The following is a 24,452-nucleotide window of genomic DNA, read 5'->3' on the forward strand; positions in this document are numbered from 1 at the left end:
AAAGGTTATTTGTGATTTATTTTTAACTCTTATAAATACACTGTTTCTAAATAAAAGAGAGTAACTACACAAGATTTAAATTTGAGATTAAATGAGTACTTATAAAAATGATTGGTTGAAGTATTAGTTTTTGATTGTATAGCTAACTCTTTATATTTCAATTTTTTATTTTATCAAAAAAATACACTGCTAAACGATAAGGGTTTTTCTGTTAAAATTGTTCTTTGTAAAAAAGAAGGTGTAATAGAATTAAAAAAAAAGAAATGTTTTAAACCCTAATTTTGAAATAGAATATTCACGCAGCATTAATCTACAAATGATTGTATTACGGAATACGCGTAAAAAGTTCAAGGATTTACAATTGATAAAAAACGGTAAAATCCAGCCAAAAGCTAAAAATATGTGTTTGATTTTGTTAATTTTTTATTAAAAAAACATTGTTAAAAGGTAGTTTATGCTGTTTGTAGTTGTTAATTTTTTGTAAAAAACTGGTTTTTAGGACATTTGTTTTTTTTACAATTTTCCAAATAAAAAAAACCTTTTTTAACCTTTACAAATATTGACTTTTTTAAGTATTTAATAAAAAGAAAACCTTTGTGGATATTCTAGAGATATTTTGAACTTGATCAAAGTCAAATTGTGATCAAAGTCAAATTGTGATCCTTGTGTATTCGTGATCACTGTCAAATCTTAAACTTTTTTTTCTCTTCAAATTTGTGAGATCATTATCCAAATACTAGTTCTGTGATAATGCAGGTACAGTTTTAATTATAAAAAATTTAAGATTATGAAAAATAAAACAATCAAATTGTTTACGATAATTGGATTATCAGTAAGTGCTTACACTTCACAAGCGCAAGAGGTATTTTCAACAGTTAGGGCATATCAGATAAAAGCGGATACGGATAATTCTGGTGGAGAAGGGATCGCTTTATTTGCAGCTAATCAGCAATTAGCATTTTTTAATCCTTCAAATAATGTTATGATCAAAAGAACATTTTTTCAGGATAAAACTTTTTTTGATGGTATCGCAAGCTTTAGAGCAAATATAGGAATAGGCACAGAATCTCCTTCAGAAGCTATACATCTAAGCAATAAAAATATACGAGTGGATAATGGGCAATATCAAAGTTTTGGACAGGTAATATTACATCCAGATGTAGATAATACTGGTGACGATAAAATTTCTTTTAGAAATAGTCAAAACGGTGAAATGGCTTCAATACAAGATGGAAGAATTGAGTTGAACGAAGTTAGAGCAAATTTTGGAACGTTTAACACCGCAATGAATGTTGGAGCGGCCAATATTAGAGATGCAAGAATAGATGGAGGGTTTTTAGGAACTATTAGATATTCTGGAGAGAATTTAGTAATAGGCCACAATACTAATAATAAAATAAGCTTTGTAAATGGTTCAGAAACTGAAATGGCTAGCTTACAAGACGGAGATTTAACATTAAGTCGTGTGATCCTTAATATTGGTTCGTTTCCGGATTATGTATTTGATACTAATTATAATTTGATGCCATTAGAGGATGTTTCTGATTATATAAAAGAGAACAAACATCTACCTAATATGCCGTCAGAAGCCGAAGTGATTGCAAATGGTATGAGTGTTGGACAAATCAATACGGTTTTAGTAGAAAAAGTTGAAGAACTTACTTTATATACTATTGATCAGGAAGATCAAATTAAACTTTTAGAAGAGAAAACATCTCAACAACATCAAGTAATGCAGAAACAACAAAAGAGCATAGAACTATTGATTAAAAAGCTTGAGGTATTAGAGAGTGAATTAAAGCAGTTACATCATGGAAAGTAAAATAACTAAATCATTTACAGTCCTAATCTTGCTATTAGGTATATATACTATAAATGCACAAACCACGATTCAAAATCATGGATCAGGATTAGTCGTTAATGTAGATACAGATGCTTCGGGTAATGAATCCATGGATATTAATGTAGCTCAAAGACGCTCTGTCAATTTTGGACCGTTTAGAAACACGATGTTTGTAAATACTGTGTTTAATGGCAACATAGGTTCTGGTATAAGTAATCCATCAGAAGGGATACATCTATTAAATCGAAACATACGAGTTGATGGAGGGCAATACCAAAGTTTTGGACCAATAATATTACATCCAGATGTAGATAACACAGGAGATGATAGCATTTCTTTTAGAAATAGTCGAAATGGTGAAATGGCATCAATCCAGGATGGAGAGTTAACAATTGGCGATATAAGATCTAACGGGGATTTGTTTAATAATAGGGTGTTAACAGGAGATTTGTTTGCCAATAATTTGACGATGATAAACGGAGAGCGGATATCTAGTAATGGAAACCTTATATTTCGGCCGGATTTTAACTCTTCAGGAGACGATGATCGCATTATTTTTAAAAATACCGAAGATGAAGATATGGCTACCTTACAAGACGGAGTATTAACTCTTAGTCGAGTAATTCTTGATATTGGTTCGTTTCCGGATTATGTGTTTGATGCTAGTTATGATTTAATGCCATTAGTAAAGGTTTCTGAGTATATCAAAGAAAACAAACACTTACCTAATATGCCATCAGAGGCAGAAGTAGTTGCAAATGGTATGAGTGTTGGACAGATTAATACAATATTGGTGGAAAAGGTCGAGGAACTTACTTTGTATACCATTGATCAAGAAAATGAGATAGATGATCTAAGGAAAAAAGTTAAAGATCAGAATGAAAGAATAGACCATTTACTCAAAAAACTTCAAATAATTGAAACCCAATTGAACAACTAAACTCTTTATATTTTTCTTAGAAAGTACTACCAATAATTGCTGAAATTTAAGTTTAAATTCCCGAAAGAATATCTTAATTACAACAGATATGTCAGGCTATATCACGTAGTACTATAATCATCATTATAACTAAATAGATATGATATACAGTATAGAAATACTGCTATACAGGATTACTATGCTTATAAAAGAAATGATATAAATATTAAAATATTAAAATATGAAAAAATATATATGGATAGGATTACTGTGTTATTGCTTCACAATAGTGAGTGCTATAGCACAAGATTCAGAATTGTTTCGGTTTGTTAATGTTGCAGAAACAAGTGGGACTAACAAAGTCTTACATCATAATCTTCAAGATAATAGTGTAAATGTGATACCAATATCTAATACGGTATTTAATGCAAGAGATGGATATTTACAGGCATTTATATTAAAACGCTTAAGTCCGGGAAAAGTATTGATTGCTTCGGCAAAAAAAAACAATCATTTTTTACATTACGATGACTCTACAAGCCAAATTAGTTTTATTCCTATAACAGATGAAAATGCACTAGATGCATATACCTGGCAAATAAACTATGCTAGGTTAGCAGCAGTTATAACTCCCTTAAATGATCCAAACAAAGGATTAACAATTGATTCTAACAATAGCATAAGTATACAAAACTTACAAAATAATTCAAGAGGATTGATTACAGAAAACAATGTGGTTGGAGATCAACATCGATTTACCATACAACGTGTTACTAATGTATTTTAAAAAAGAAAATCTATGCAAAATTTTATAAAACACTATATAAAAAGTGCCTTGCTACTATTACTGATGTTATACAGTATAGGTAGTAAAGGACAAGATAATCGTCCTGCAGTATTGCATATCAAAGGCGATAATAATTATACGACTCACTATGATACTTCTATTAGACTAACTAGTGATTTACTTGATAAAGATAGAACAGGTGAAGCAACTATTGAATTTTGGGCTCAAGCTGGAAGAAGTGGGGTGCAAGAAAATGGCGAGCAAAAAAACTTTGATAGCTGGACGATCTCAAACCTTCTCACAGGAAGTGAAGAGTTTTCCTTTACGGCAACAAGAGATCAATTAACACTCAAAGTTGGAGATCAAATTCAGAGCCCGGGTTTATTAGGAGATGCCAGATTATTTGATGATGACTGGCATCATTTTGCCATTGTAGTAACTAGTGAAGCATCTACCGTTGCGGTGTATATTGATGGTATAGTACGATTAGTGACACTGGCTCCTGTTAATACAATACCTCCAGAAAATCTATATATGACCGTTGGAGCACAAGACCATTTGTTTGTTACCGAATTTAGAGCCTGGAGCCGTACCCGCTCCAGAGAGCAAATACAGGAAACACAATTCAGATCTTTATTTAGAGATGATACCAATTCACTGTCAGAATTTGTTCAGAATGGATTAGTAACTGCATATGTTAATGAGAAATTTGAAGAAGCACCTATTAGTACGGTTCCAGAACTGCAAAGTGCAAGCTGGGATAATATATTATTTTCATTAAATAATAGTATAGAATCTTCCCGAATAACAACACAGTATGTAGGAGCATCCACAAGATTAGCAAAATTAAGGACTGATGTGGATCACCCAATTTTTTCTTTAGAAGATATATTATTAAGCGCTTCAGACGGAAATGGAGTAGATGCTCCTAATTCTGGAAGAAGAAATGGGGTGGCTTTAAATTGGCCACATATAAGAGGAGCTGCCGGATATCGAGTATTAAGACGAAATCTTTCTGATGAAGGAACAAGTAGTATTGAAATAGAAGTAGTAGATAATGTTCAGAACAATGTAGTTTCAGAATTAATTCGAGCCTTTGATAGTGATATTCTGCCCAACGAATTATATCAATACAGTGTACAGGCAATTAATGAAGATGGTACTAGAGGAGCACTTGGTAGGGATATAGGTTTTGTTTTTGCAAATGGAATAGTAGAAGGAACTATACAAACTGCCTTGAATGTAGCAACACAAGATGCCGGAGTAGAGGTAATTGCTAATACAGGTGTTATTCCAGGAAGTGCATTAGAATTTAGACCAGAAACATCTACTCCGATTATCATTAATAATGTAGAAATTTTTAGATCCGCTAGAGGAGAAGGAACAATTGAGTTTTGGTACAAAACTCCAACCTCGGGATCTGGAAGTAATACAGTTTTTAAATTAGATTCGGGAGAAATTAGATTAGATAATAACTCAATTAATGTACAATTAAATGGAGGTACTTATCTTGAAGCACCTCGTCCAAATGATACAGAATGGCATCATTATGCGGTTACCTTTGGAGCAAGTGGAGGAGATATATTTATTGATGGAGGAATGCTGCCTCCATTAGGAGAAGTAGGTATTAGACCCAATGCAACTACCACCTTACCTTTTATAGTAGGATTGAGTAGAACTTCTGAATTTTCTTTTAATCAAGAAACAGGAATAACCTATCATCTTGATGAGATTAGAATCTGGAAAGGAAGGAGAACAGGAGAAGAGATAGATCAATATGCCGATTATGTTTTGGGTGGAGAAGTAGATGATTTACTAGCATATTATAGATTAGATCTTAATGATCCTACTCATATTTATAACCAGGCAACTTCGGCATTAGAAGGAATGGTTAACGGCACAAGAGGAATGCTAAGAGGAGAGAGTGCAAATAATTTGATCCACTTGTCTGCTGATCAGCAACCAACTGTAGAACGAGACCCTGTAGGACAACCAGAAGTAAGAACCCCAATATCTTATATTACTTTTACAGATGAAGCAGGAAGATATAGACATACTGCATTAAATACAGGCCGACAAGGAATTACCAATAATGCAAATTCATTTGAATTTAAGATAGTACCTTCTCGACCTAATCATGAGTTTTCTCCAGCAAACAGAGTAGTTGATATTGATCGTGTATTAGAACCAAATGCAGTAACGGCCAGTTTTACTGATATTTCTGCATTACCAGTATCAGGTAGAATTGTATATAGAGTACCGGATCCTAGTGAATCTAGTGGTTTTGCAACTTTTCCAAGCCTTCAGGATACATCTATTCAGTTAGATGGCGTACGAGTAAATAGTTCAGACCCCGATATATCCGTTACAACAAATGCTGATGGAGTATATGCCATTACCGCAGCTCCAGGGAGACATCGATTTGGTGTAGATCCTAATACCAATACATCTTCACAGAATAGTGGAGGAGGAAATACAAATAGTAATGCTTTTGATAGAGTAAGTCTTGATTTTGATGGTAAAACAGGATATGCAGTATCAAGCGAAGTAATTCGCGCAGAAAATACAGATGCTTTTACTTGGTCAGGATTTATACGTCCAGATTTGATGCCAAATCCAGGAGAGACTTTTTCTCCAATACAAACAATTTTGCATTGGGGAGATTTACGTATAGAAGTACGTAATAATGATAGGTTATTTGTAGTCGTTAACGATACAGATGTATTAAATGCCAGTGTAACTCAGCAAGCACAATATAGTTTTTTTGCTGTAAGTGTAGATCCATCAAATAATACAATTGCGTTGTATGTAGATAATGATTATCAAACAGATGTGTTTTCTGGAATCACTATAAATTCTAAAACATATTTAGGTGCTCAAAATATAGGAACTGGGGATACGCCAAGAATTAACTTTTCTAATGTTAATTTAGATATTTTAGAATATAGAACTGAAGCATATTCTCAAGAGCAATTAAGAGAAATTCAAAATGGAAATGTTATTGCTGATGATGAAGATGTATTAGCATTATCTTATACTTTTGAACATAGGAGAGGAACGAGAGCTATTAATTTTTCTGTGGATAATCAAACTACAGAAAATAACTTTTTGTCATTACTACCAGGAGCTTTTTTTAATGATGCATCTTCTTCTGGTTATAATAGAGATTTTGAGTTTGATTATTTGGCAATTAGTCAGCAGTTTAATCCTGAGCAAGGTAGTGGTGAATATGTGCTTAATGTTATTGAACCAATTTCAGATTTAAATTTTGAAAACACTTCAAGAAGATCTTTTATAGGAAATATTGTAGTGCCTTGTGATAATAATGTGGGCGAATGGACAGGTACCATTACACGTACAGACATTGCTTTTCCAGAATTTACAGTAGATATTAATGGAACTCATTTTAACCGTGATCGTACGGTGTTTACGGTGAATGATTTATTACCAGGGCAGTATCGGGTAGAACTAACAAATATGGATTCTGGCCGTCAGGTACAATCCTCTATTATTGATTTAAGAGCAAGAAATCAGAGTTTTGATTTTTCCTTTAGAAACGATATAGAAATAGAAACGACTTTTTACAGGTATAGTTCAGTTGAAGCTCAGAACGAGGTTGTTTTAGATGAAGCAGAATTAAGAAGCCGACAAATTGATCCAACTTGTGGAACAGAAAGTGATATATACAACTTAGTAGCCGGTGAAGGTGTGCTTATTTCAGTAAAAGTATTTGAGCGTTACGGAGATAATATTTGCCCTGTTGAAGGTGCAGAAATAAGTTTAGCTGGAGATATGATTAACGATATTACTGGGTTTAATATGAAATCTAATAGTATTGGGCGTTCTAATTTTATAGTAAACCTAGGAACCCCTAATTTTCTGGAAGATTTTTTAAGAAACCTAAATATAGCTGTTAATCAAGGAGGAAGAAATCTTAATGAAACCAGATCTGCATATTTAGCAGGAGCTCAACGTAGTAATTCTGATTTTACACTTACTGATCCAGAAGTTGGGTTTGTATTATTTGACCCACCAGGCGATGGAAGTTCATCTACATTAGAAAGAGGTAGTTCTTTTACATTTACTAAAACAGTCGAAGGAGGAATCGATTCAAGCACAAGTTTTAGTACTGTGGCTGGATCAAGTACAAGCGTAAGTACCGTAGCATTAACAATTGCAGCTCCTTTAGGAGTGGGTGCGGCTGCTGGAGTATCTACAGAAACGGTTAATTTGACAACATCTCCAGAATTTAATACTAATATAAGTACCACATTACGTAATAGTACAGGTACTACTTCTACAGTAACATTAGATCAAAGTATTTCTACTCCTACTTTTGATGATTATGTTGGTGAAGATGCAGACGTATTTATTGGTACATCTCAAGTATTAACTTTTGGTACAGGTCGTACATTAAATATTGAGAACTGTCAACCGGTAATTGATAATAATGCTACAGTGATGACCGCTGATGAGCAAACACCATTTATGTTTACAAGACAGCAGATTCAAGACGAAGTAATTCCGGATTTACAGCGTTTGTTGATTGCAAGACATGATCAGTTAATAACTCCAACCCAAGAACAATTGGATGCCAGAAGTTCATTAGAACTTGATGTAACTATTGATGGGTTTAATATTGATGTTAATGATTCAAATGCAGATAGAGAACTTGTCGATTACTTATTTGAAATAGGGAATTGGCAAGAAATTATAAAAAGACCTAAAGATAGAGATGAACGAATTGCAGAATTTGAAAAAGGTAACACATTTTCAAATACAACCACTAATCTAACTACGGTAGACGGAAACGATTTAGGAATGACTGTTACAGAATTAGATCAAGAAATTGCTTTTTCTTCTGGACCTTCGATTACATATAATCTAAGAAGAGATAGAGGTAGTAGTGAATTGACAAATGGTACGCTAGAAAGTACTACTGGAGGAGGATTTAATTTTGGAGGTAGCTTATTTGGAGCTAATTTAGGTATAAACACCCAAATTCAGGTTCATACAGTAGTAGGAGGAAGTGATGGAACTGAAACCGCTAATTCTAGAACCGATAGTTTTACTTTGACCGATGATGACACAGGAGATCAGTTTAATGTAAGAATCCGTCGTCATCCTACCTACGATACTCCTATGTTCTTAACTACTGCAGGACAAAGTATGTGTCCTTTTGAATCTGGCACCGTGCCTAGACAAGGAGTAGAGATTTCTATTGATAAAAATGTAGGTTTTGGCACAGGTGATGAAACTATATTGTATAATATTACATTACGTAATACACAGCGTGCAGCTGATAATACACCAAAACAGTATATTGTTGCTATGGATGGAGCTTCAAACCCGTTAGGAGCTGCGGTTTTCTTAAATGAATCCCCGATTTTTGAACCAGCTACAGTATCTCCGATTACCTTTGCTTTGGACGGTAATTCTCCAACTGGAGTTCGGCAAGAGGTAAGCGCACAATTACGTATTGGTAGAGGAACTGATGCTCCATCTGATATTTCGTATGAAAATATTATTATGCGGGTATATGCAGCCTGTGAATTTGAAGATTTTAATTTCCAGTCTTTTAGAAGAGATGAATTTGAAGAAGTAGGAGTAGTTCCTTTATCAGAAATATTGGTGACAGCTCATTTTAGTGGCCCTTGTATTGAAGAAGTGATACCAGATTTACCACAAGAAAACTGGGTTGTAAATAATACAGATAATAATGAATTAGATTTTAGATTTAGAATTCCTGAAGTAGCAACTGATACAGCTCCAGATGGATTTACTGTAGATATTGAATATGCGATAGAAGGAAATAATACGCCAAATGTATTAGAATCATTGTCATTAGTACAATTGAAAGATAATTTACAATCTGATGGATTTATTACCTATAGCGCAGATGTGTCTGCACTGACCAATGGTACTTATAGTTTTAGAGTAACTCCTGTTTGTGATGATGGAGGAGCTAATATCCCTGCGAGTAGACAAACACCGACACCATTTGTTAGCGGTACTATCAGTAGAGATGCACCTATTGTAGTTAGTACAAATCCTGAAGCTGGAGGTGTTCTTACTGGAGAAACGATCTCTGCTACTTTTTCATCAGCGTTCAACCCTGCAACAGCTAATAGTAGTACGGTTTCTTTACGAGGTATATTAGGCGGAGTTCCTGCAGATTTAATTTCGGCAGAGTTTGCAGAAATATCAGATGAGGTAACCATACCGCATCAATCACAGTTTAATATTACAGGAGCTTTTACAATAGAAGCGTGGATAAACCCATCTCGTTTTCCTCAGACAAGTAATGTACCTATTCTAAAGAAAAACGGAAACTATAAAATAGAATTAACTCCGCAAGGAAGAATTCGTGTAAATCAGGCTGTAGAAACTACAGCATCGTTGCAACCATTTACCTGGACTCATGTCGCGGCAGTATATGATGGAGTAAATACGATTCAGGTTTATTATAATGGTACACCAGTTGGGTCAGGAACTTTTAACGGTTTAGTAACCAATGGCGATCCAATCCAAATTGCAGGAGTTCGTAATGGTGATTCTTATGTGGGATTATTAGATGAGGTACGTATTTGGACAGAAGCACGTTCCCCGTTGGAAATAACCACAAATCTGGATAGACAGTTATTAGGAAACGAAACAAATCTGATGGCGTATTTTGTATTTGATGATAATGCATTAGAAGGAGGAAACGGAATACCTGATGAGGCAATTCGTGATTTTACAGGAAATGCTATCGGAACTACCGAAACAGGATTAAGCTTTGTCAGAGGAGAAGGAAATGCAGCACCTCTGGATGTAACTCGTATGGTACAAAATCTACAATTCACGATTACACCTTCAGAAGGAAATACAGTATTGAATATTGTACCGGTATTTACAGCTAGAGAACTAGAAGGAGCTCGATTGACAGCTATGATTAGTGATCGTAAGATGCAAGATCCTGCAGGAAATTTAATTGCAGGTGCTTCCTGGGATTTTATTATCAATCGTAATGCATTGCGATGGAGTCAGAACAATCTATCTGTAAGACAATCACAAGGGTCAGTAACTCGTATTGAGAATATTGACTTGGTTAATGAACAAGGAGGTACAGATATCAATTATAGATTTGTACAATTACCAGCTTGGTTGTCGGTGGCTGAAGGAGCAAATCCAACAGATATGAATCGTATTTCTGCCGGACAAACCAATAGAAATTTAGTATTTGAAGTAGCAGCATTTTTAAACCCTGGTATCCATACTGCAAATGTAAATATTGAAACTTTTAATGCAGCAACAGGAATTCCGCTAGGAGTAGAGACATTTCAATTAGAAGTTGAGGTATTTTGTGAGGCGCCAGCATATACAGCTGGATTTAATTCGGGAGATTTCTTAGGAAATATGATTTTTGTTGGAAAACTAAAAATTGATGGAGCACAATCTCTGGATACAGGAGATATAGTAGCAGCTTATCTTAATGGTGAATTCAGAGGTTCTGCATCTGTTGGTAGCAATGGTTTGGTAAATCTTTCAGTATTTGGTAATAATGATGAATCAGGAGCACTTGATTTCAGAGTTTGGGATGTGTCTGAATGTACAGAATATCAAGGTATAACAGAAACATATCCATATTCATTCAGAGGCCGTTTTGGATCTAATACAGTACCGGTAACTTTTACGGTAGGGGACAGATTAACCCGAAGAATACCATTATCTGGTAGAAATCAGGAAGTGAGTTTTAATGTTCGTGATAATGTGACTTCTTTTGAACTATCATTAGCATCGATTACTGGTTTAGAAACGGGAGATAGAATTCTTGATCCTATAAACCTTAGTGTAATAGCTACAGTTTCTTCTGATGGAAGTTATACCAGTAATGTGTCTACTATAGATGTACGCAGATCATATTTGGTTCAAAGAAATGCCAGTGCAAATAGAACAATACAAGTATCTGGTATTCCTGTGCCTGTAGATACAAATATTCAAATTCAAGGAAGTAATATTTTTAACGCGATTCCGTTCTTTCCAAATGAATTGCAAACGACTAATCTAGCTTTACGTTCGCTTAGATCAACTACTATAAGTGAAGGAGATCGTATTGAGCGTAGAGGTTTAAGTGCAGAGTATAGTACGGCAAATGGATGGGTAGGGAGTTTAACACATCTTACACCAGGATTAGGGTATTTATACACAGCAACAAATGCAGGAACTCTTAATTATAGCGGAATTGCGAATACGGCAAGAAGTGCTGTAAATGAGAGTGCAGATGAAGAAGTGTCATATCTTGATAAAGCTGGAGATTTAGGATGGACAGTTGATACGGGTGATTATCCTAGATTTATGTATATGACAATGATTGTTAATCCTGATCACTTGAATGCTAATAAAGAATATATGATAGCAGCTTTTGTAAATGGAGAGATTAGTGGTATAACAAAACCTCAATACATTGAAGGAAATTATCATTATTTTGTTGGTGTTGGAGGAACGAATGAAGGAAAAGTAACTTTTAAACTTTTTGATGGAGAAAAGATGTTGCTATTGGATAATGTAGTTGATTTTGATGGATTACAGACTGTTGGTAACTTTAACGAACCTTATGAGCTTAACTATGCTGCTGGAGAAGTAGTAGAAAACAATATCCAAACTAATCAAGTAGGGTATATGTTATCACAGAATGCTCCAAATCCGATGACAAGCAGTACCGTAATTAGTTTTAGTACACCAAACGACGAATATGTAGATATTAGTCTTTATAATCTCTTAGGACAAAAAGTACATACTTTTATGGCCAAAGAAGTTAAAGGCAATGTTAGACATACAATTGATTGGGATGGTACAGTTAATAACGGAAGGTTATCGAGTGGGATTTATGTATATCAATTGGTTGCAGGCGATCAAAGAATACAACGTAAACTAGTTATTAAATGATAAAAGAACTCATATAGATTTTTTAAGAACTCCTCATAAAAGAGGAGTTCTTTTTTTATATATTTCAAAGAAAATAGGATAGATAAAAAATCACTTCAAATATTACAGTTGAAAAAACTCATATTTTCTAATTTTGAAGTAGATAATGTTTTGTTTTCTAATAAATTAAATTGTACTTTTGCACTCCTTTTTGGTGAGTAAGAAAATAAAAAAGGTAGTATTTAATTTATTTTAACTCTTCTGTATAATTTTCACCTTGATTTTCAAATATATACAGGATACAAATTTTATCTTCAATGTCTGAAGAAACAAAAAACACTGACGTTCAGGAAGTGGAGGCTCCAAAAGCAGCTCCTGCTGTATCTCCTCAACAAGAAAACCCTGAGCAATTTTTAAAAGATTTTAACTGGCACAACTACGAAGAAGGAATCGATCCTATCGCAGATTCTAAATTAGAAGAGTTTGAAAAGCTAGTTGCAGAAAACTTTGTTGACACCTTAAATGATGAAGTAGTTGACGGAACTGTAATTAACATTACAGATCGTGATGCTATTATTGACATCAATGCAAAAAGTGAAGGTGTTATTTCATTAAATGAATTTCGTTACAATCCTGATCTAAAAGTAGGAGATAAGGTTGAGGTTTTAATTGATGTGCGTGAAGACGCTACAGGTCAATTAATACTTTCTCACCGTAAAGCTCGTGTAATTAAAGCTTGGGATAGAGTAAATAATGCACATGATACTGGAGAAATCGTAAACGGTTTTGTAAAGTGTAGAACTAAAGGAGGTATGATCGTTGATGTATTCGGTATCGAAGCCTTCCTTCCTGGTTCTCAAATTGATGTTAAGCCAATTCGTGATTACGATGCTTACGTTGGTAAAACAATGGAATTTAAAGTTGTGAAAATCAACCACGAATTCAAAAATGTTGTTGTATCGCATAAAGCACTTATCGAAGCTGATATCGAAGAGCAGAAGAAAGAAATTATTGGTCAATTAGAAAAAGGTCAAGTATTAGAAGGTACTGTTAAGAATGTTACTTCTTACGGTGTATTCGTAGATCTTGGAGGAGTTGACGGATTAATCCATATTACAGACCTTTCTTGGTCTAGAATCAACCATCCAAATGAGATCGTTGAATTAGATCAAAAACTAAACGTAGTAATCTTAGACTTTGATGAGGCTAAGACACGTATCCAGTTAGGTCTTAAGCAATTGAAACCTCACCCGTGGGAAGCACTTGACAAAGAGCTTAAAGTAGGTGATAAGGTTAAAGGTAAAGTTGTTGTAATTGCTGATTACGGTGCATTTATCGAAGTAGAAGAAGGAGTAGAAGGATTAATTCACGTATCAGAAATGTCTTGGTCTACACACCTACGTTCTGCACAGGACTTTGTAAAAGTTGGTGATGAGGTAGAAGCTGTTGTACTTACTTTAGATAGAGAAGAGCGTAAAATGTCTCTTGGTATTAAGCAATTAACTCCAGATCCTTGGACAGATATTACTTCTAAGTACCCTGTAGGTTCTAAGCATAATGGTATCGTTCGTAACTTCACTAACTTCGGAGTATTTGTAGAGTTAGAAGAAGGTATTGATGGTCTTATTTATATCTCAGACCTTTCTTGGACTAAGAAAATTAAGCACCCATCAGACTTTACTAATGTTGGTGATACTCTTGATGTAATCGTTCTTGAATTAGATGTAGAAGGACGTAAATTAAGTCTAGGTCACAAACAAACTGAGGAGAATCCTTGGGATAAGTATGAAGTTGAGTTTGCTTTAGGTACTAAGCATACGGCTACAATCGGTGAAATCGTAGACAAAGGTGCTACAATAGATTTCAACGAAGATATCGTTGCTTTTGTTCCTTCTCGTCACCTTGAAAAAGAAGACGGAAGTAAATTAAAGAAAGGTGATGAAGCAGAATTCCAAATCATTGAATTTAGTAAAGAATTCAAGAGAGTAGTTGCTTCTCATACTGCTTTATTTAAAGAAGAAGAGGCTAAAATCGTAAAACAAGCTGCTAAGAAAGCTGCATCAAGTGCTGCTGAAAAGACTACGCTTGGAGATATCGATGCTCTAGCTGATCTTAAAGCTAAAATGGAAAAAGGAGGGAACTAGTTCTCAATACTTTTTATAATATTAAAAACTGTCTATAAGTAATTATAGACAGTTTTTTTATTGACATAGTTGGGATAACTATACCATAGTAAATAATCACAAAATATTTAAAACTATTAAGGCAATAGTTAAAAATTCTCTTTTATCATCTCAACTTCAAGACAGGATAGGCTTAGCTTCCAGGCTTCTTCAAGGTTTTTGATGATTTCTTTTTTCTGTACTTCTTCTATAGGTTTGAAATCCAAATATACCTCTGCTTTTAGTACACTATAATTTTGTTCTTTTTGTTGTACGGTTAGATAGTATGAATAAAGATCTAAGTTTTTGATATCTGCAGTTCTTTCTCCATATACCAAACTATTATTAGTTTTGCTTCTATCTCCTAATGTTTCTACTTTAAATATATCTGATCCAGAAATACAATTGTGAGTAGTGCCAATTCGATTAATACGAAACTCGTCATAATCCAGGCGATCAATAAGTTTGTACCAAGAGGTTCTTACTTTAAAATCACTAATAAATTGATATACCTGGTTAACATTTCCTGGAATGGTAATCTGCATATCAATTTGAGGTTCGTATGCAGGTTTTTTAAGTGCTGGTCTTTTAATAGCTTTTTCTGATTCTAACTCTTTAAAATAGTAGTGAGAAATTCCAAAATCATAGTGATCTGCTTTTTCTTCGAATTCAGAATTATCAAGTGTTTGTTCATAATAATCAATGGTTTCTTTAGAGATTAGTAAATATTGATTAGATGGAATGCTGTTTTTTAAAAATCTATGAATTTTAATTACATCTCCTCCATAGGGTTTTACAATATCTTTTACTCTTATATATGCAATTTCACCATAATGAATTATGAACTTAACTTGTAAATTATGAGCTGTGGTACAAGCTCCACATTCACAAATACGATTTGTATTATAAAGATTAAGGTATGTAGAAAAAGCAGATAACATTTTTTTGGACTGCTCTATAAGATGATCAAACTGTGGTATTTCTGTAGTATACATAAAGAGTGCATCTCCTTCTATTTCTACAAGTTTGAGATCTATGATATTAGAGTCGATCAATATTTCCAGAAGTTCTGAAATAATATGCTTGCTATGTTCAACTTCAGTATTGGTTACAAAATTTGTAAATCCACTGATATCAGGCATAAAATATAATGCGTAGTTTTTCATAATATAATTAAATCGAAATTTGAAACATTAAAGCAAAAGCGGTTATTGAAATAAGTATTCCTACCAGAAAAACATTATAAGAAACCCGTAATAGGTTGTATTTCTTATGTAATACTTTTCCTAAAAAATAAAGGTCTTTAATCATAGAATTGTATAAGTATTCTTTATCATCCATCATTTGATGCATCCCCCAGATATAATCGTCTAATTCGACATTATGAAAGTTACCAAAGAACAGCAGGTTTACTTTACGTTGTCTTATTTCTTCTTTTGTAAAAAAACCGCGGGTTATTTTTGGTCTTGTCGAAAGAATAGAAAATATAATTGTAAGTACACTAAAACTAATTAATACAATAGATGGCAATATTAAATGACCATTTGTGGGATTGTCTAATTTTGGTACCAAAATAGATAATGCTACAGAAATAATGATAGCATTTACGGATAGTAATATGTTTGCCTTAGCATCTGCGATATCACTTAATTTTGTGTGGTTTTTTAAAGCTACTCTAAATGCCGTTTCTACACCTTTTTCTGGTTTTTCATTTTTTGTTATAGATTTAGTAACCTTGTCCTTTTCTCTTAAAACCTTGAACAATGTTTTATCCTTTAATTCTTGCCAGTTGTTTTGAGCATGTGAAGTATAAAACCTATGACTGTTAAAGAAGGTTAATGTATCATTCATCCATTGATCAACATCAATACTGATATTGTTTAAAGATTCTTGCTCTCTACGTAATAAGTCTGTATAACCTAAGAAATCTTTATGTACTATATGCGCACAATCAGCATCTCTCATTATTTTTTCGAGAGTCGTACTAGGCTTGCTATCCATTTTGGATGCTAAGATTACAGAACAAACCCTGTTAACAATGACTTCATCTAAATGTAGATCGGTTAAAAATTCATTACATATAGCAACGCTTTTTTCTTCATGATCCTGAGGAGAGATTACATAACCAGTATCATGAAAATAAGCTGCGATAATAACAATCAATGAATCTTCAGGAGATAAATTTTCAGCTTTTGATAACATTTCTGCACTCTTTACTACTCGCATAGTATGATCAAAGTTATGGTACAACAATAAGTTATCTTTTGAAGAGAAGAAATTAAACACATAACTTTCTACCTTAGGTAGTAAATCATCTATTGTTTGTTCTTTTTTTACCCTATGATCTTGCTCCATTTTTTACTTCGTTTCGCAATTGCTTTAATATAGCTGCATATTGCAATAGCCTTATATCCCTCTTCAGTAAGTTCTTCGAATGTTTTTTCTACTAAAATTTTACCAATACCTTTTCCTCTTAAATTGTACGGGACTTCAGAATGCACTAAATGCATTTTATCATTTGTTATAACATATTCTATTTTGGCAATTTCTCCATTAATATCCAGTGTATACCTGTTGTTGTCTTTATCATGGTGTATTTTTAATATTTGTGGTATCAATTTATTAATCCATTTTTGTAATTCTTCAGAAGTAGGATTACGTAACTTTTTGTTTCCAATAGTAATAGTTGGAAAGTTTAATTTTCTGTTTTCATATAAATTCCTTAATTCTTCAGCATATTCTTTATTAGTTTCAACATCTAAAAAAAGATAGGAAAGACCAATTTCACTTAATAAAAGCTGATAATAATGAGTCTTATGACAACCTTTGGCTCCATATAATTTTATAATAGGGATTTTTTCCATTCTTTTATTTATCAATAATGTGGATTTATAATTTAATTTAACTGGACATTTTTCAATTTCGTCAAGATTTATTTCTTTCAAAACAAGGAATACAAATCTCTATAATGTATAAATTGGCATAAGAGTAATACTTAATTATTACCTTAAATTCTATGAACAATACTTCTATTCATCAATTGTAAAATTATGTAAGATTTGTGCATTAAAAAGTACAGATATTACCCTTATTCTTGTACATATTACTTTTATGTAACTACGATAAAATAGAGCTCAATTCTATAAATATGTTGCTAAGAATAGTATTGCAAAGGATTTTTTTTAAAATACTAAAAACTTATAATCCGCTCCTACTATAATAATTCCAAAATTTCATTACTTTTGTATTCCAGAGATCCATTTGGAGATTATGAGTCAAAAATTACTACTTAGTGCAAAAGAGATAAATATAATTCTGCACCGTTTGGCTTGTCAATTAATCGAAAATCATACTCATTTCCAAGATACAGTTCTGATTGGGATTCAGCCTAGAGGAACCTTTTTGGCAGATCGAATTATGAAAATTTTGGTTGATGATTATCAGTTAAAAAATGTAAAATTGGGATACCTTGATATTACTTTTTATAGAGATGATTTTAGACGAGGAGAAAAGCCATTAGAAGCCAATAAAACTGATATTGATTTTGTGATAGAAGACAAAAGAGTGGTGTTTGTAGATGATGTATTATATACAGGAAGAAGTATTAGAGCAGCATTAACAGCCATGCAATCTTTTGGTAGACCACAAGAAATTGAGCTATTAACACTAATTGATAGACGTTTTAGCAGACATCTACCTATACAACCCAATTACAGAGGGAGACAAGTGGATGCAATTAATCAAGAAAAGGTAAAAGTGAATTGGATTGAGAATGGAGGAGAAGATGCAGTATATCTAATTAGCAAATGATCTAGAAATAGTTTAAAGAATATAAAAGAATGAGCGAGTTAAGTGTAAATCACTTATTAGGAATAAAATATCTAACCAATGATGATATTAATCTCATCTTTGAAACAGCAGACCATTTTAAAGAAGTTATTAATCGTCCGATAAAAAAGGTTCCATCGCTACGAGATATTACTATTGCAAATCTGTTTTTTGAAAATAGTACAAGGACAAGATTATCTTTTGAGTTGGCAGAAAAAAGGCTCTCTGCTGATGTGATTAATTTTTCTGCAGCTTCTTCTTCTGTTAAAAAAGGAGAAACTCTTATAGATACCGTAAACAATATACTTTCTATGAAAGTAGATATGGTGGTGATGAGACATCCTAATCCTGGAGCCGGAGTATTTCTTTCTAAACATGTAAATGCTAGTATTGTTAATGCAGGAGATGGTGCTCATGAGCATCCTACGCAAGCATTACTAGATTCTTATTCTATAAGAGAAAGATTAGGAGGTGTAGAAGGAAAAAAAGTAGTAATTGTTGGGGACATATTACACTCTAGAGTTGCATTGTCCAATATTTTTGCCTTAAAACTTCAAGGAGCAGAGGTAAAAGTTTGTGGACCTAAAACATTGATTCCTAAATATATTGAAAAACTTGGGGTTCAAGTAGAAACTAATTTAAGAAAAGCATTACAATGGTGTGATATTGCCAATATGCTTAGAGTACAAAACGAGCGAATGGAAATAAGTTATTTTCCTTCAACTAGAGAATATACACAACAATTTGGTGTAAATAAAGAATTATTGGATAACTTAGATAAAGAGATTGTAATTATGCACCCGGGACCTATCAATCGTGGAGTAGAAATCACGAGTGATGTTGCCGATTCTAATCAAGCCATTATATTGGATCAGGTAGAGAATGGAGTTGCAGTGCGAATGGCTGTGATATATCTTTTAGCTTCTAAAATTAAACAATAACTTATGATTTTTAATAAAAATGGTTCTACAACCATAATTACACAAGAAAAGACGACGATAGTAGAATTTGTTAAGGGGATTGATAACAAATATGATTCATTGAAAAATGATAACATTATTGTTAACCTTTTTTCTTTAAAACAAATTTCTGTCGACGATATTAATGAATTTCTGTTAGTATCAAATAAGCATAAAGCTTCTGGACGTTCTTTTGTGATCGTAACTGACAAAATATCTTATGACGAGGTGAGCGAAGAGATTACAATTGTTCCTACTTTACAAGAAGGTTATGATTTGGTTGAAATGGAAGAAATCGAACGGGATCTGGATTTTTAAAAAAATAATATTTTTTTGTAATCTATCAGCTTGTTTTGCGTCTTACTAGTTATGAATAAACTAGCCCCAATCCCTATTATCGCGCTATTCCTATGTTTAAACGTTTCAGCTCAAAATTGGAAATACGATTTTGAAGAAGCAAAAACTTTAGCAAAAGAAGAAAATAAAAATATTTTACTACTATTTACAGGCTCTGACTGGTGTCCTCCTTGTATTAAGATGGAAAGAAATATACTATCTAAAGACAGGTTTAAGGAATTTGCCGACAGTAACTTCGTTTGGGTAAAAGCTGATTTCCCTAAGAGAAAAAGAAATAGACTTCCTGAAGATCAAAGGAAAAAAAATGAAGCTTTGGCCGATAAATATAATAAGAAATGGGTATTTCCTGTGATTTTGGTAATAAACAAAGATGGTAATGTGTTAGGAGCAACTGGCTATAGAAAAAGAATGACAGTTGATGGATACATAAGCTTGCTTACTACTATTAATTCTTTTGGTAAATAGGTTGTGTCTATATTATTTTATTAAGGTATATTCACGTTTTTAAAAATTAAGTGAAATAACAGCTTTGAAACTTACAATATTAGGTTGCTACTCCGCAACCCCAAGAACATTTACGAATCCCAGTGCTCAGGTATTAGAAATAGGTAACCATATCTTTTTAATTGACTGTGGAGAAGGGACACAAGTAGAGTTAAGACGTAATAAAATAAAGTTTTCCCGAATTAAACATGTGTTTATTTCACATCTTCATGGAGATCATTTCTATGGTTTAATTGGTTTAGTTTCTACGCTTAAGATGTTGGGTAGAGAAGAACCGCTTCATATTCATGGACCTAAAGGAGTAAAGGAAGTGATAACTTTACAATTAAAATTATCTAATTCCTGGACAGATTACCCACTCCATTTTCATGAACTTACTAATACTGAATCAGAAGTTGTTTTTGAAGATGAAAAGGTAATTGTAAAAACAATCCCATTACATCATAGAGTATATTGTAACGGTTTTTTATTTGAAGAGAAACCTGGTGATAGAAAACTATTGATGAGTAAAGTGCTTAATTATGATATTGATAAAGCGTATTATCGATCGATCAAAAAAGGAAAAGATGTCGTCTTAGAAGATGGTACGTTGATTCCTAATAAAGAACTTACCGACAACCCAAGTCCAACACAAAGTTATGCATATTGTAGTGATACAAAATATAATGAGGATAAAATACCTTTAATTAAAGATGTTACGGCATTGTATCACGAATCTACTTTTCTCGAGAGCCATAAACATTTGTGTGAAACCACGGGTCATAGTTCTGCTATAGAGGCAGCTACTATAGCAAAGAAAGCAAATGTAGGAACTCTTATTCTTGGTCATTACTCAACACGTTATGATAATGTTGAATTATTTGCCGATGAAGCCAGAACAGTTTTTAAAAATGTTAAGGCAGGAGATGATGGCAAAATATTTGAGTTTTAGAAGATGTTCTATAATATCTGTCATTCAAATTAGGTAAATTTGTATAATAATTTATTGATATGAATAGAGACCTTACCGATTATCGAAGATCATACGAAAGAAATGAATTAAAGGAAAATGATCTTCCAGAATCTCCGGTTGAACTTTTCTCTAATTGGTTTAAAGAAGTAGAAGACGCTGGGGGAGTGGATGAAACCAATGCAATGACATTAACTACATTTGGTTTGGATGGTTTTCCAAAGTCAAGAATAGTATTATTAAAACACTTTGATCAAAAGGGTTTAGTTTTTTACACAAATTACACCTCAGAAAAGGGAAAAGCAATACAGGAAAATAATAAAGTTTGTATTTCATTTTTTTGGCCTAATCTCGAAAGGCAGGTTATTATTAAAGGAATTGCTAAAACAATTTCTGAAGAAAAGAGTACAGAGTATTTTAAATCTAGACCTAGAGGTAGTCAATTAGGTGCTTGGGCATCTGATCAGAGTAAAGTAATAAATTCTCGAGAAGCGTTAGCAGAACGATTAGCAGAACTTGCAGATAAATTCGAAAACAAAGAAATACCTAAGCCTGATTTCTGGGGAGGATATCGTGTAGAACCAATAGAATTTGAATTTTGGCAAGGAAGACCTAATAGGTTACATGACCGTATCAGGTTTCAAAAAATAAATGGTAATGATACTTGGAAAATTGAACGATTATCTCCTTAATTCTAGTCCATTATAACAAAACTAGATCTTCTGTTTTTTCTATATTCATCTTCAGAACAATCCTGACCATCTAAACAATCATTTACTGGTTTTGTTTCGCCAAAACCAACATATGAAAGAATCCTGTTTTTAGATATATCCTTACTAATTAGGTATTGATAAATAGATTCAGCTCTTTTTTGAGATAAACTTAGGTTATAATCGTGATTTCCTCGACTATCAGAATGGGTTTCTATTTTAATGACCATTTTTGGATAATCTTGAGACATTAATTCAACAATCTTATTGAGCTCAATTTCTGCTCTATAAGTAATATCCCATTTGTCAAATTCAAAGTAAATCTCATTAAGATCAATAAGATCTCTTAATGTTCTGTTTATATTATTATTTGTCAATAACCCATTGGCTGGAGGAAGTGGAGGATCAACTTTAACGATATCTGCCTCGTCAAGACCTGCACTTTCTGTATTATTAGTTCTATTAGAATCACTAATTTCTTTTCTATTTTTATCCAAATCTTTTTTTGGAGTAGCAGCAATACTAATATAGTTAGGACAGTTAAATCCACTCATATCAACAGCTAATTTGATACGATAATAATCTGGAAGATTACATTTGTTGATATGATTATATCCTTCAGAATATTTTTTAGTTTCGTTTAAAGAACCGTTAAACTCTGCTGTTACAGGTCGATCAACGATCAATACTTCTCCATTTTCATCAACAGAATCACAATCAGTATTTACTCTTACATTATATCTGATTTCAAAAGGTTCACTATCTGTTTTTACCATTTTATTAGGTATAACAAAGTTTACTATTCTTGAATCCTTATCATATTGTACTTTGATTTTTCTAGATGGTAGATCAATGGACTCTTTTAAGAAAACTACATTTTCAGGAAGTTGATCCTTAATTATAGTATTCTTTGCATCATCATTTCCATCATTGTATATTTTAAGACTATATGTTATTTCCTGATCATTAGAAACAACATCATTAGGATGTACGTAGCTATGATCTGCATATAACGATCGTTTTATCATATGAATAGCTGGCTCGTATATTTCGATACTAAATGCTACGGCCATCACAGAATACCCATCATTATCGGTTAATAATCTAAAACCGGCTTTACTTTGATTGTTACCAATAATGCTATTACGAACATTCTTAATCTTAAATAAATCGGCATCATATCCCAAAGTATTTTGACTTGCAGGAACTCTTGTAGTTATATTTCTACCATTCTCAGTAATATTGGCATTAAAGAAATTATTCATTGGGTTAGTGCTGTCTGTAATACTTTTATAAGAATTAGACAGATTAGATAATACCTGGAAACGATCTCCTCGAATCCCCTTATCACCTTCATATGAGATTACACCAATTTTTCCATTTACAGCACCTTTAGGAATGGTTTGAAAATTATCGAAAGAGAATTTTACCGGTTTTGCCTTAGAGTCTATATTTACGAAACCATCATATATATAAAAACGTTTTCTTGGCTTAGCATCATCCTGATATACTACGATCATTGTCCATCCACCTGCTAATCCATTACCTAAAACTTTATCATCATTAACTTCAGAAGTAGTAGCTGGTATATTGGCAACAGTGTATGTTCCATTAGGGTTTTTAAGATTTAAAACTTCTTCTGTAATATCCTTATAACAAGAGTATTGTTTGAATAATGCATCAGGGTCGTTATAATAATCATGTATAACTTGTCCATTGCTTATAGTAGAATAGGAAGAATCTCCAGGGTACTTAATTTTAATTGAAGTAATATCGTGTTCTCTATTTTCATCTGCGTATGAAGCAGTCCAATACAAACCTACATGTTTGATTGCGTTACAATCTGATTCAGTAATAAGGTCAGCGCTACTTGAATTAAATGTTGAAGGATCATCATCAATATCGATGAATCCCATTCTAAATTGGTTGTTTAAACCTCCATCATTATAGCTTTCATTAGGATTAAACACACCGGTCCCATCATCATTACTGACTTTTCCTAATATAGTATTAGATACAAACTTGAAGTCGCCTTTAAGCGTAAATTCAGACCTCTTTTCAAGAGGAACTTCTACTTGACCATATGTTATTGAAGAACAAAAAATGCATATGAAGATAAGTAGGCTTATATTCTGAAATCTGGCAACATTTCTTTTTTTAATAACTTTTTCCACTTTAACTATTCTTTACTACCCTATCATATAACTTAAATTATGATAAATTTGTGTTTACAATGTTGGGGTGAACATTCTGATTATAGGGGAAAACCGTATGTAAATTTAAATTTTAACAATTGATTTTATGAGAAAAAAAGAAAGTTTTCGATGTAAACATCAATTTTTCCGATTAAAACCATACTTATATCACCTTCATTTTCATTGATTTAGCTGTATTTTTAAAAATAACACGTTTTGGTTACATCTAGAAAATGAATACATTTTGTACTTATTAGTTCTTTATGTCTCCAGTTAAAAATCAATTTTTATAATCTATTATTAAGAATTGTAAATGCTAATTCTTAAACTTG

General features: G+C 32.8%; 15 protein-coding genes. 11 read left to right on the top strand and 4 right to left on the bottom strand.

Annotated elements, in window-relative coordinates; translation table 11 throughout:
- The first annotated feature begins 787 nt into the window (after positions 1-787).
- From U0D62_RS09070 to rpsA, 5 genes are all read left to right on the top strand, one after another.
- The gene (locus U0D62_RS09070) at positions 788-1,822 is read left to right on the top strand and encodes a hypothetical protein (RefSeq protein WP_322286950.1); all 1,035 of its coding nucleotides are present in this window, start codon (positions 788-790) and stop codon (positions 1,820-1,822) included.
- Positions 1,812-2,783, top strand: coding sequence for a hypothetical protein (locus U0D62_RS09075; protein ID WP_322286951.1), 972 nt, complete (start codon positions 1,812-1,814; stop codon positions 2,781-2,783). Before U0D62_RS09070 ends, U0D62_RS09075 begins: the two co-directional genes overlap by 11 nt.
- Before the next feature lie 220 nt (positions 2,784-3,003).
- The gene (locus tag U0D62_RS09080; RefSeq protein ID WP_322286952.1) at positions 3,004-3,549 is read left to right on the top strand and encodes a hypothetical protein; all 546 of its coding nucleotides are present in this window, start codon (positions 3,004-3,006) and stop codon (positions 3,547-3,549) included.
- Positions 3,550-3,561: 12 nt separating this feature from the next.
- Positions 3,562-12,477 (top strand): LamG-like jellyroll fold domain-containing protein, encoded by an 8,916-nt coding sequence (locus U0D62_RS09085; protein WP_322286953.1) that lies wholly within the window; start codon positions 3,562-3,564, stop codon positions 12,475-12,477.
- A gap of 296 nt (positions 12,478-12,773) precedes the next feature.
- Positions 12,774-14,600 (top strand): 30S ribosomal protein S1, encoded by a 1,827-nt coding sequence (rpsA, locus tag U0D62_RS09090; protein ID WP_322286954.1) that lies wholly within the window; start codon positions 12,774-12,776, stop codon positions 14,598-14,600.
- A gap of 128 nt (positions 14,601-14,728) precedes the next feature.
- On the opposite strand, the gene U0D62_RS09095 is transcribed toward rpsA, so the two are convergent.
- Genes U0D62_RS09095 through U0D62_RS09105 form a run of 3 tightly spaced genes read right to left on the bottom strand, consistent with a single transcriptional unit; the run spans position 14,729 to position 17,482 of the window.
- Positions 14,729-15,784, bottom strand: coding sequence for a DUF2652 domain-containing protein (locus U0D62_RS09095; RefSeq protein WP_322286955.1), 1,056 nt, complete (start codon positions 15,782-15,784; stop codon positions 14,729-14,731).
- Positions 15,785-15,791: 7 nt separating this feature from the next.
- The gene (locus U0D62_RS09100; RefSeq protein WP_322286956.1) at positions 15,792-16,973 is read right to left on the bottom strand and encodes a Pycsar system effector family protein; all 1,182 of its coding nucleotides are present in this window, start codon (positions 16,971-16,973) and stop codon (positions 15,792-15,794) included.
- On the bottom strand, positions 16,952-17,482 hold the full coding sequence (locus U0D62_RS09105; RefSeq protein WP_322286957.1) for an N-acetyltransferase: 531 nt from the start codon (positions 17,480-17,482) through the stop codon (positions 16,952-16,954). Before U0D62_RS09105 ends, U0D62_RS09100 begins: the two co-directional genes overlap by 22 nt.
- A 406-nt stretch (positions 17,483-17,888) precedes the next feature.
- Here U0D62_RS09105 and pyrR point away from each other — a divergent pair, with 406 nt between their 5' ends.
- The 6 genes from pyrR (at position 17,889) to pdxH (ending at position 21,907) form a co-directional block, all read left to right on the top strand.
- A complete protein-coding gene (pyrR, locus tag U0D62_RS09110) occupies positions 17,889-18,428 on the top strand; it encodes a bifunctional pyr operon transcriptional regulator/uracil phosphoribosyltransferase PyrR (protein ID WP_322286958.1) in 540 nt (179 codons plus the stop codon).
- Positions 18,429-18,457: 29 nt separating this feature from the next.
- Complete coding sequence (locus U0D62_RS09115; protein ID WP_322286959.1) at positions 18,458-19,387, top strand: aspartate carbamoyltransferase catalytic subunit; 930 nt, start codon at positions 18,458-18,460, stop codon at positions 19,385-19,387.
- Positions 19,388-19,390: 3 nt separating this feature from the next.
- Complete coding sequence (locus tag U0D62_RS09120) at positions 19,391-19,723, top strand: ribonuclease Z (protein ID WP_322286960.1); 333 nt, start codon at positions 19,391-19,393, stop codon at positions 19,721-19,723.
- 51 nt (positions 19,724-19,774) lie between these two features.
- On the top strand, positions 19,775-20,227 hold the full coding sequence (locus tag U0D62_RS09125) for a thioredoxin family protein (protein WP_322286961.1): 453 nt from the start codon (positions 19,775-19,777) through the stop codon (positions 20,225-20,227).
- Positions 20,228-20,291: 64 nt separating this feature from the next.
- On the top strand, positions 20,292-21,197 hold the full coding sequence (locus tag U0D62_RS09130; RefSeq protein WP_322286962.1) for a ribonuclease Z: 906 nt from the start codon (positions 20,292-20,294) through the stop codon (positions 21,195-21,197).
- Positions 21,198-21,256: 59 nt separating this feature from the next.
- Complete coding sequence (pdxH, locus tag U0D62_RS09135) at positions 21,257-21,907, top strand: pyridoxamine 5'-phosphate oxidase (protein WP_322286963.1); 651 nt, start codon at positions 21,257-21,259, stop codon at positions 21,905-21,907.
- A gap of 2 nt (positions 21,908-21,909) precedes the next feature.
- On the opposite strand, the gene U0D62_RS09140 is transcribed toward pdxH, so the two are convergent.
- Complete coding sequence (locus U0D62_RS09140; RefSeq protein ID WP_322286964.1) at positions 21,910-24,099, bottom strand: OmpA family protein; 2,190 nt, start codon at positions 24,097-24,099, stop codon at positions 21,910-21,912.
- Positions 24,100-24,452: the final 353 nt, after the last annotated feature.

Source organism: Aquimarina callyspongiae (assembly GCF_034322225.1).
In the GTDB taxonomy this organism is placed as follows: Bacteria; Bacteroidota; Bacteroidia; order Flavobacteriales; family Flavobacteriaceae; genus Aquimarina.

Coding starts and splice junctions, on each gene's coding strand:
- U0D62_RS09070 (WP_322286950.1), top strand. CDS start 788: ATGAAAAATAAAACAATCAAATTGTTTACGATAATTGGATTATCAGTA.
- U0D62_RS09075 (WP_322286951.1), top strand. CDS start 1,812: ATGGAAAGTAAAATAACTAAATCATTTACAGTCCTAATCTTGCTATTA.
- U0D62_RS09080 (WP_322286952.1), top strand. CDS start 3,004: ATGAAAAAATATATATGGATAGGATTACTGTGTTATTGCTTCACAATA.
- U0D62_RS09085 (WP_322286953.1), top strand. CDS start 3,562: ATGCAAAATTTTATAAAACACTATATAAAAAGTGCCTTGCTACTATTA.
- rpsA (WP_322286954.1), top strand. CDS start 12,774: ATGTCTGAAGAAACAAAAAACACTGACGTTCAGGAAGTGGAGGCTCCA.
- U0D62_RS09095 (WP_322286955.1), bottom strand. CDS start 15,784: ATGAAAAACTACGCATTATATTTTATGCCTGATATCAGTGGATTTACA.
- U0D62_RS09100 (WP_322286956.1), bottom strand. CDS start 16,973: ATGGAGCAAGATCATAGGGTAAAAAAAGAACAAACAATAGATGATTTA.
- U0D62_RS09105 (WP_322286957.1), bottom strand. CDS start 17,482: ATGGAAAAAATCCCTATTATAAAATTATATGGAGCCAAAGGTTGTCAT.
- pyrR (WP_322286958.1), top strand. CDS start 17,889: ATGAGTCAAAAATTACTACTTAGTGCAAAAGAGATAAATATAATTCTG.
- U0D62_RS09115 (WP_322286959.1), top strand. CDS start 18,458: ATGAGCGAGTTAAGTGTAAATCACTTATTAGGAATAAAATATCTAACC.
- U0D62_RS09120 (WP_322286960.1), top strand. CDS start 19,391: ATGATTTTTAATAAAAATGGTTCTACAACCATAATTACACAAGAAAAG.
- U0D62_RS09125 (WP_322286961.1), top strand. CDS start 19,775: ATGAATAAACTAGCCCCAATCCCTATTATCGCGCTATTCCTATGTTTA.
- pdxH (WP_322286963.1), top strand. CDS start 21,257: ATGAATAGAGACCTTACCGATTATCGAAGATCATACGAAAGAAATGAA.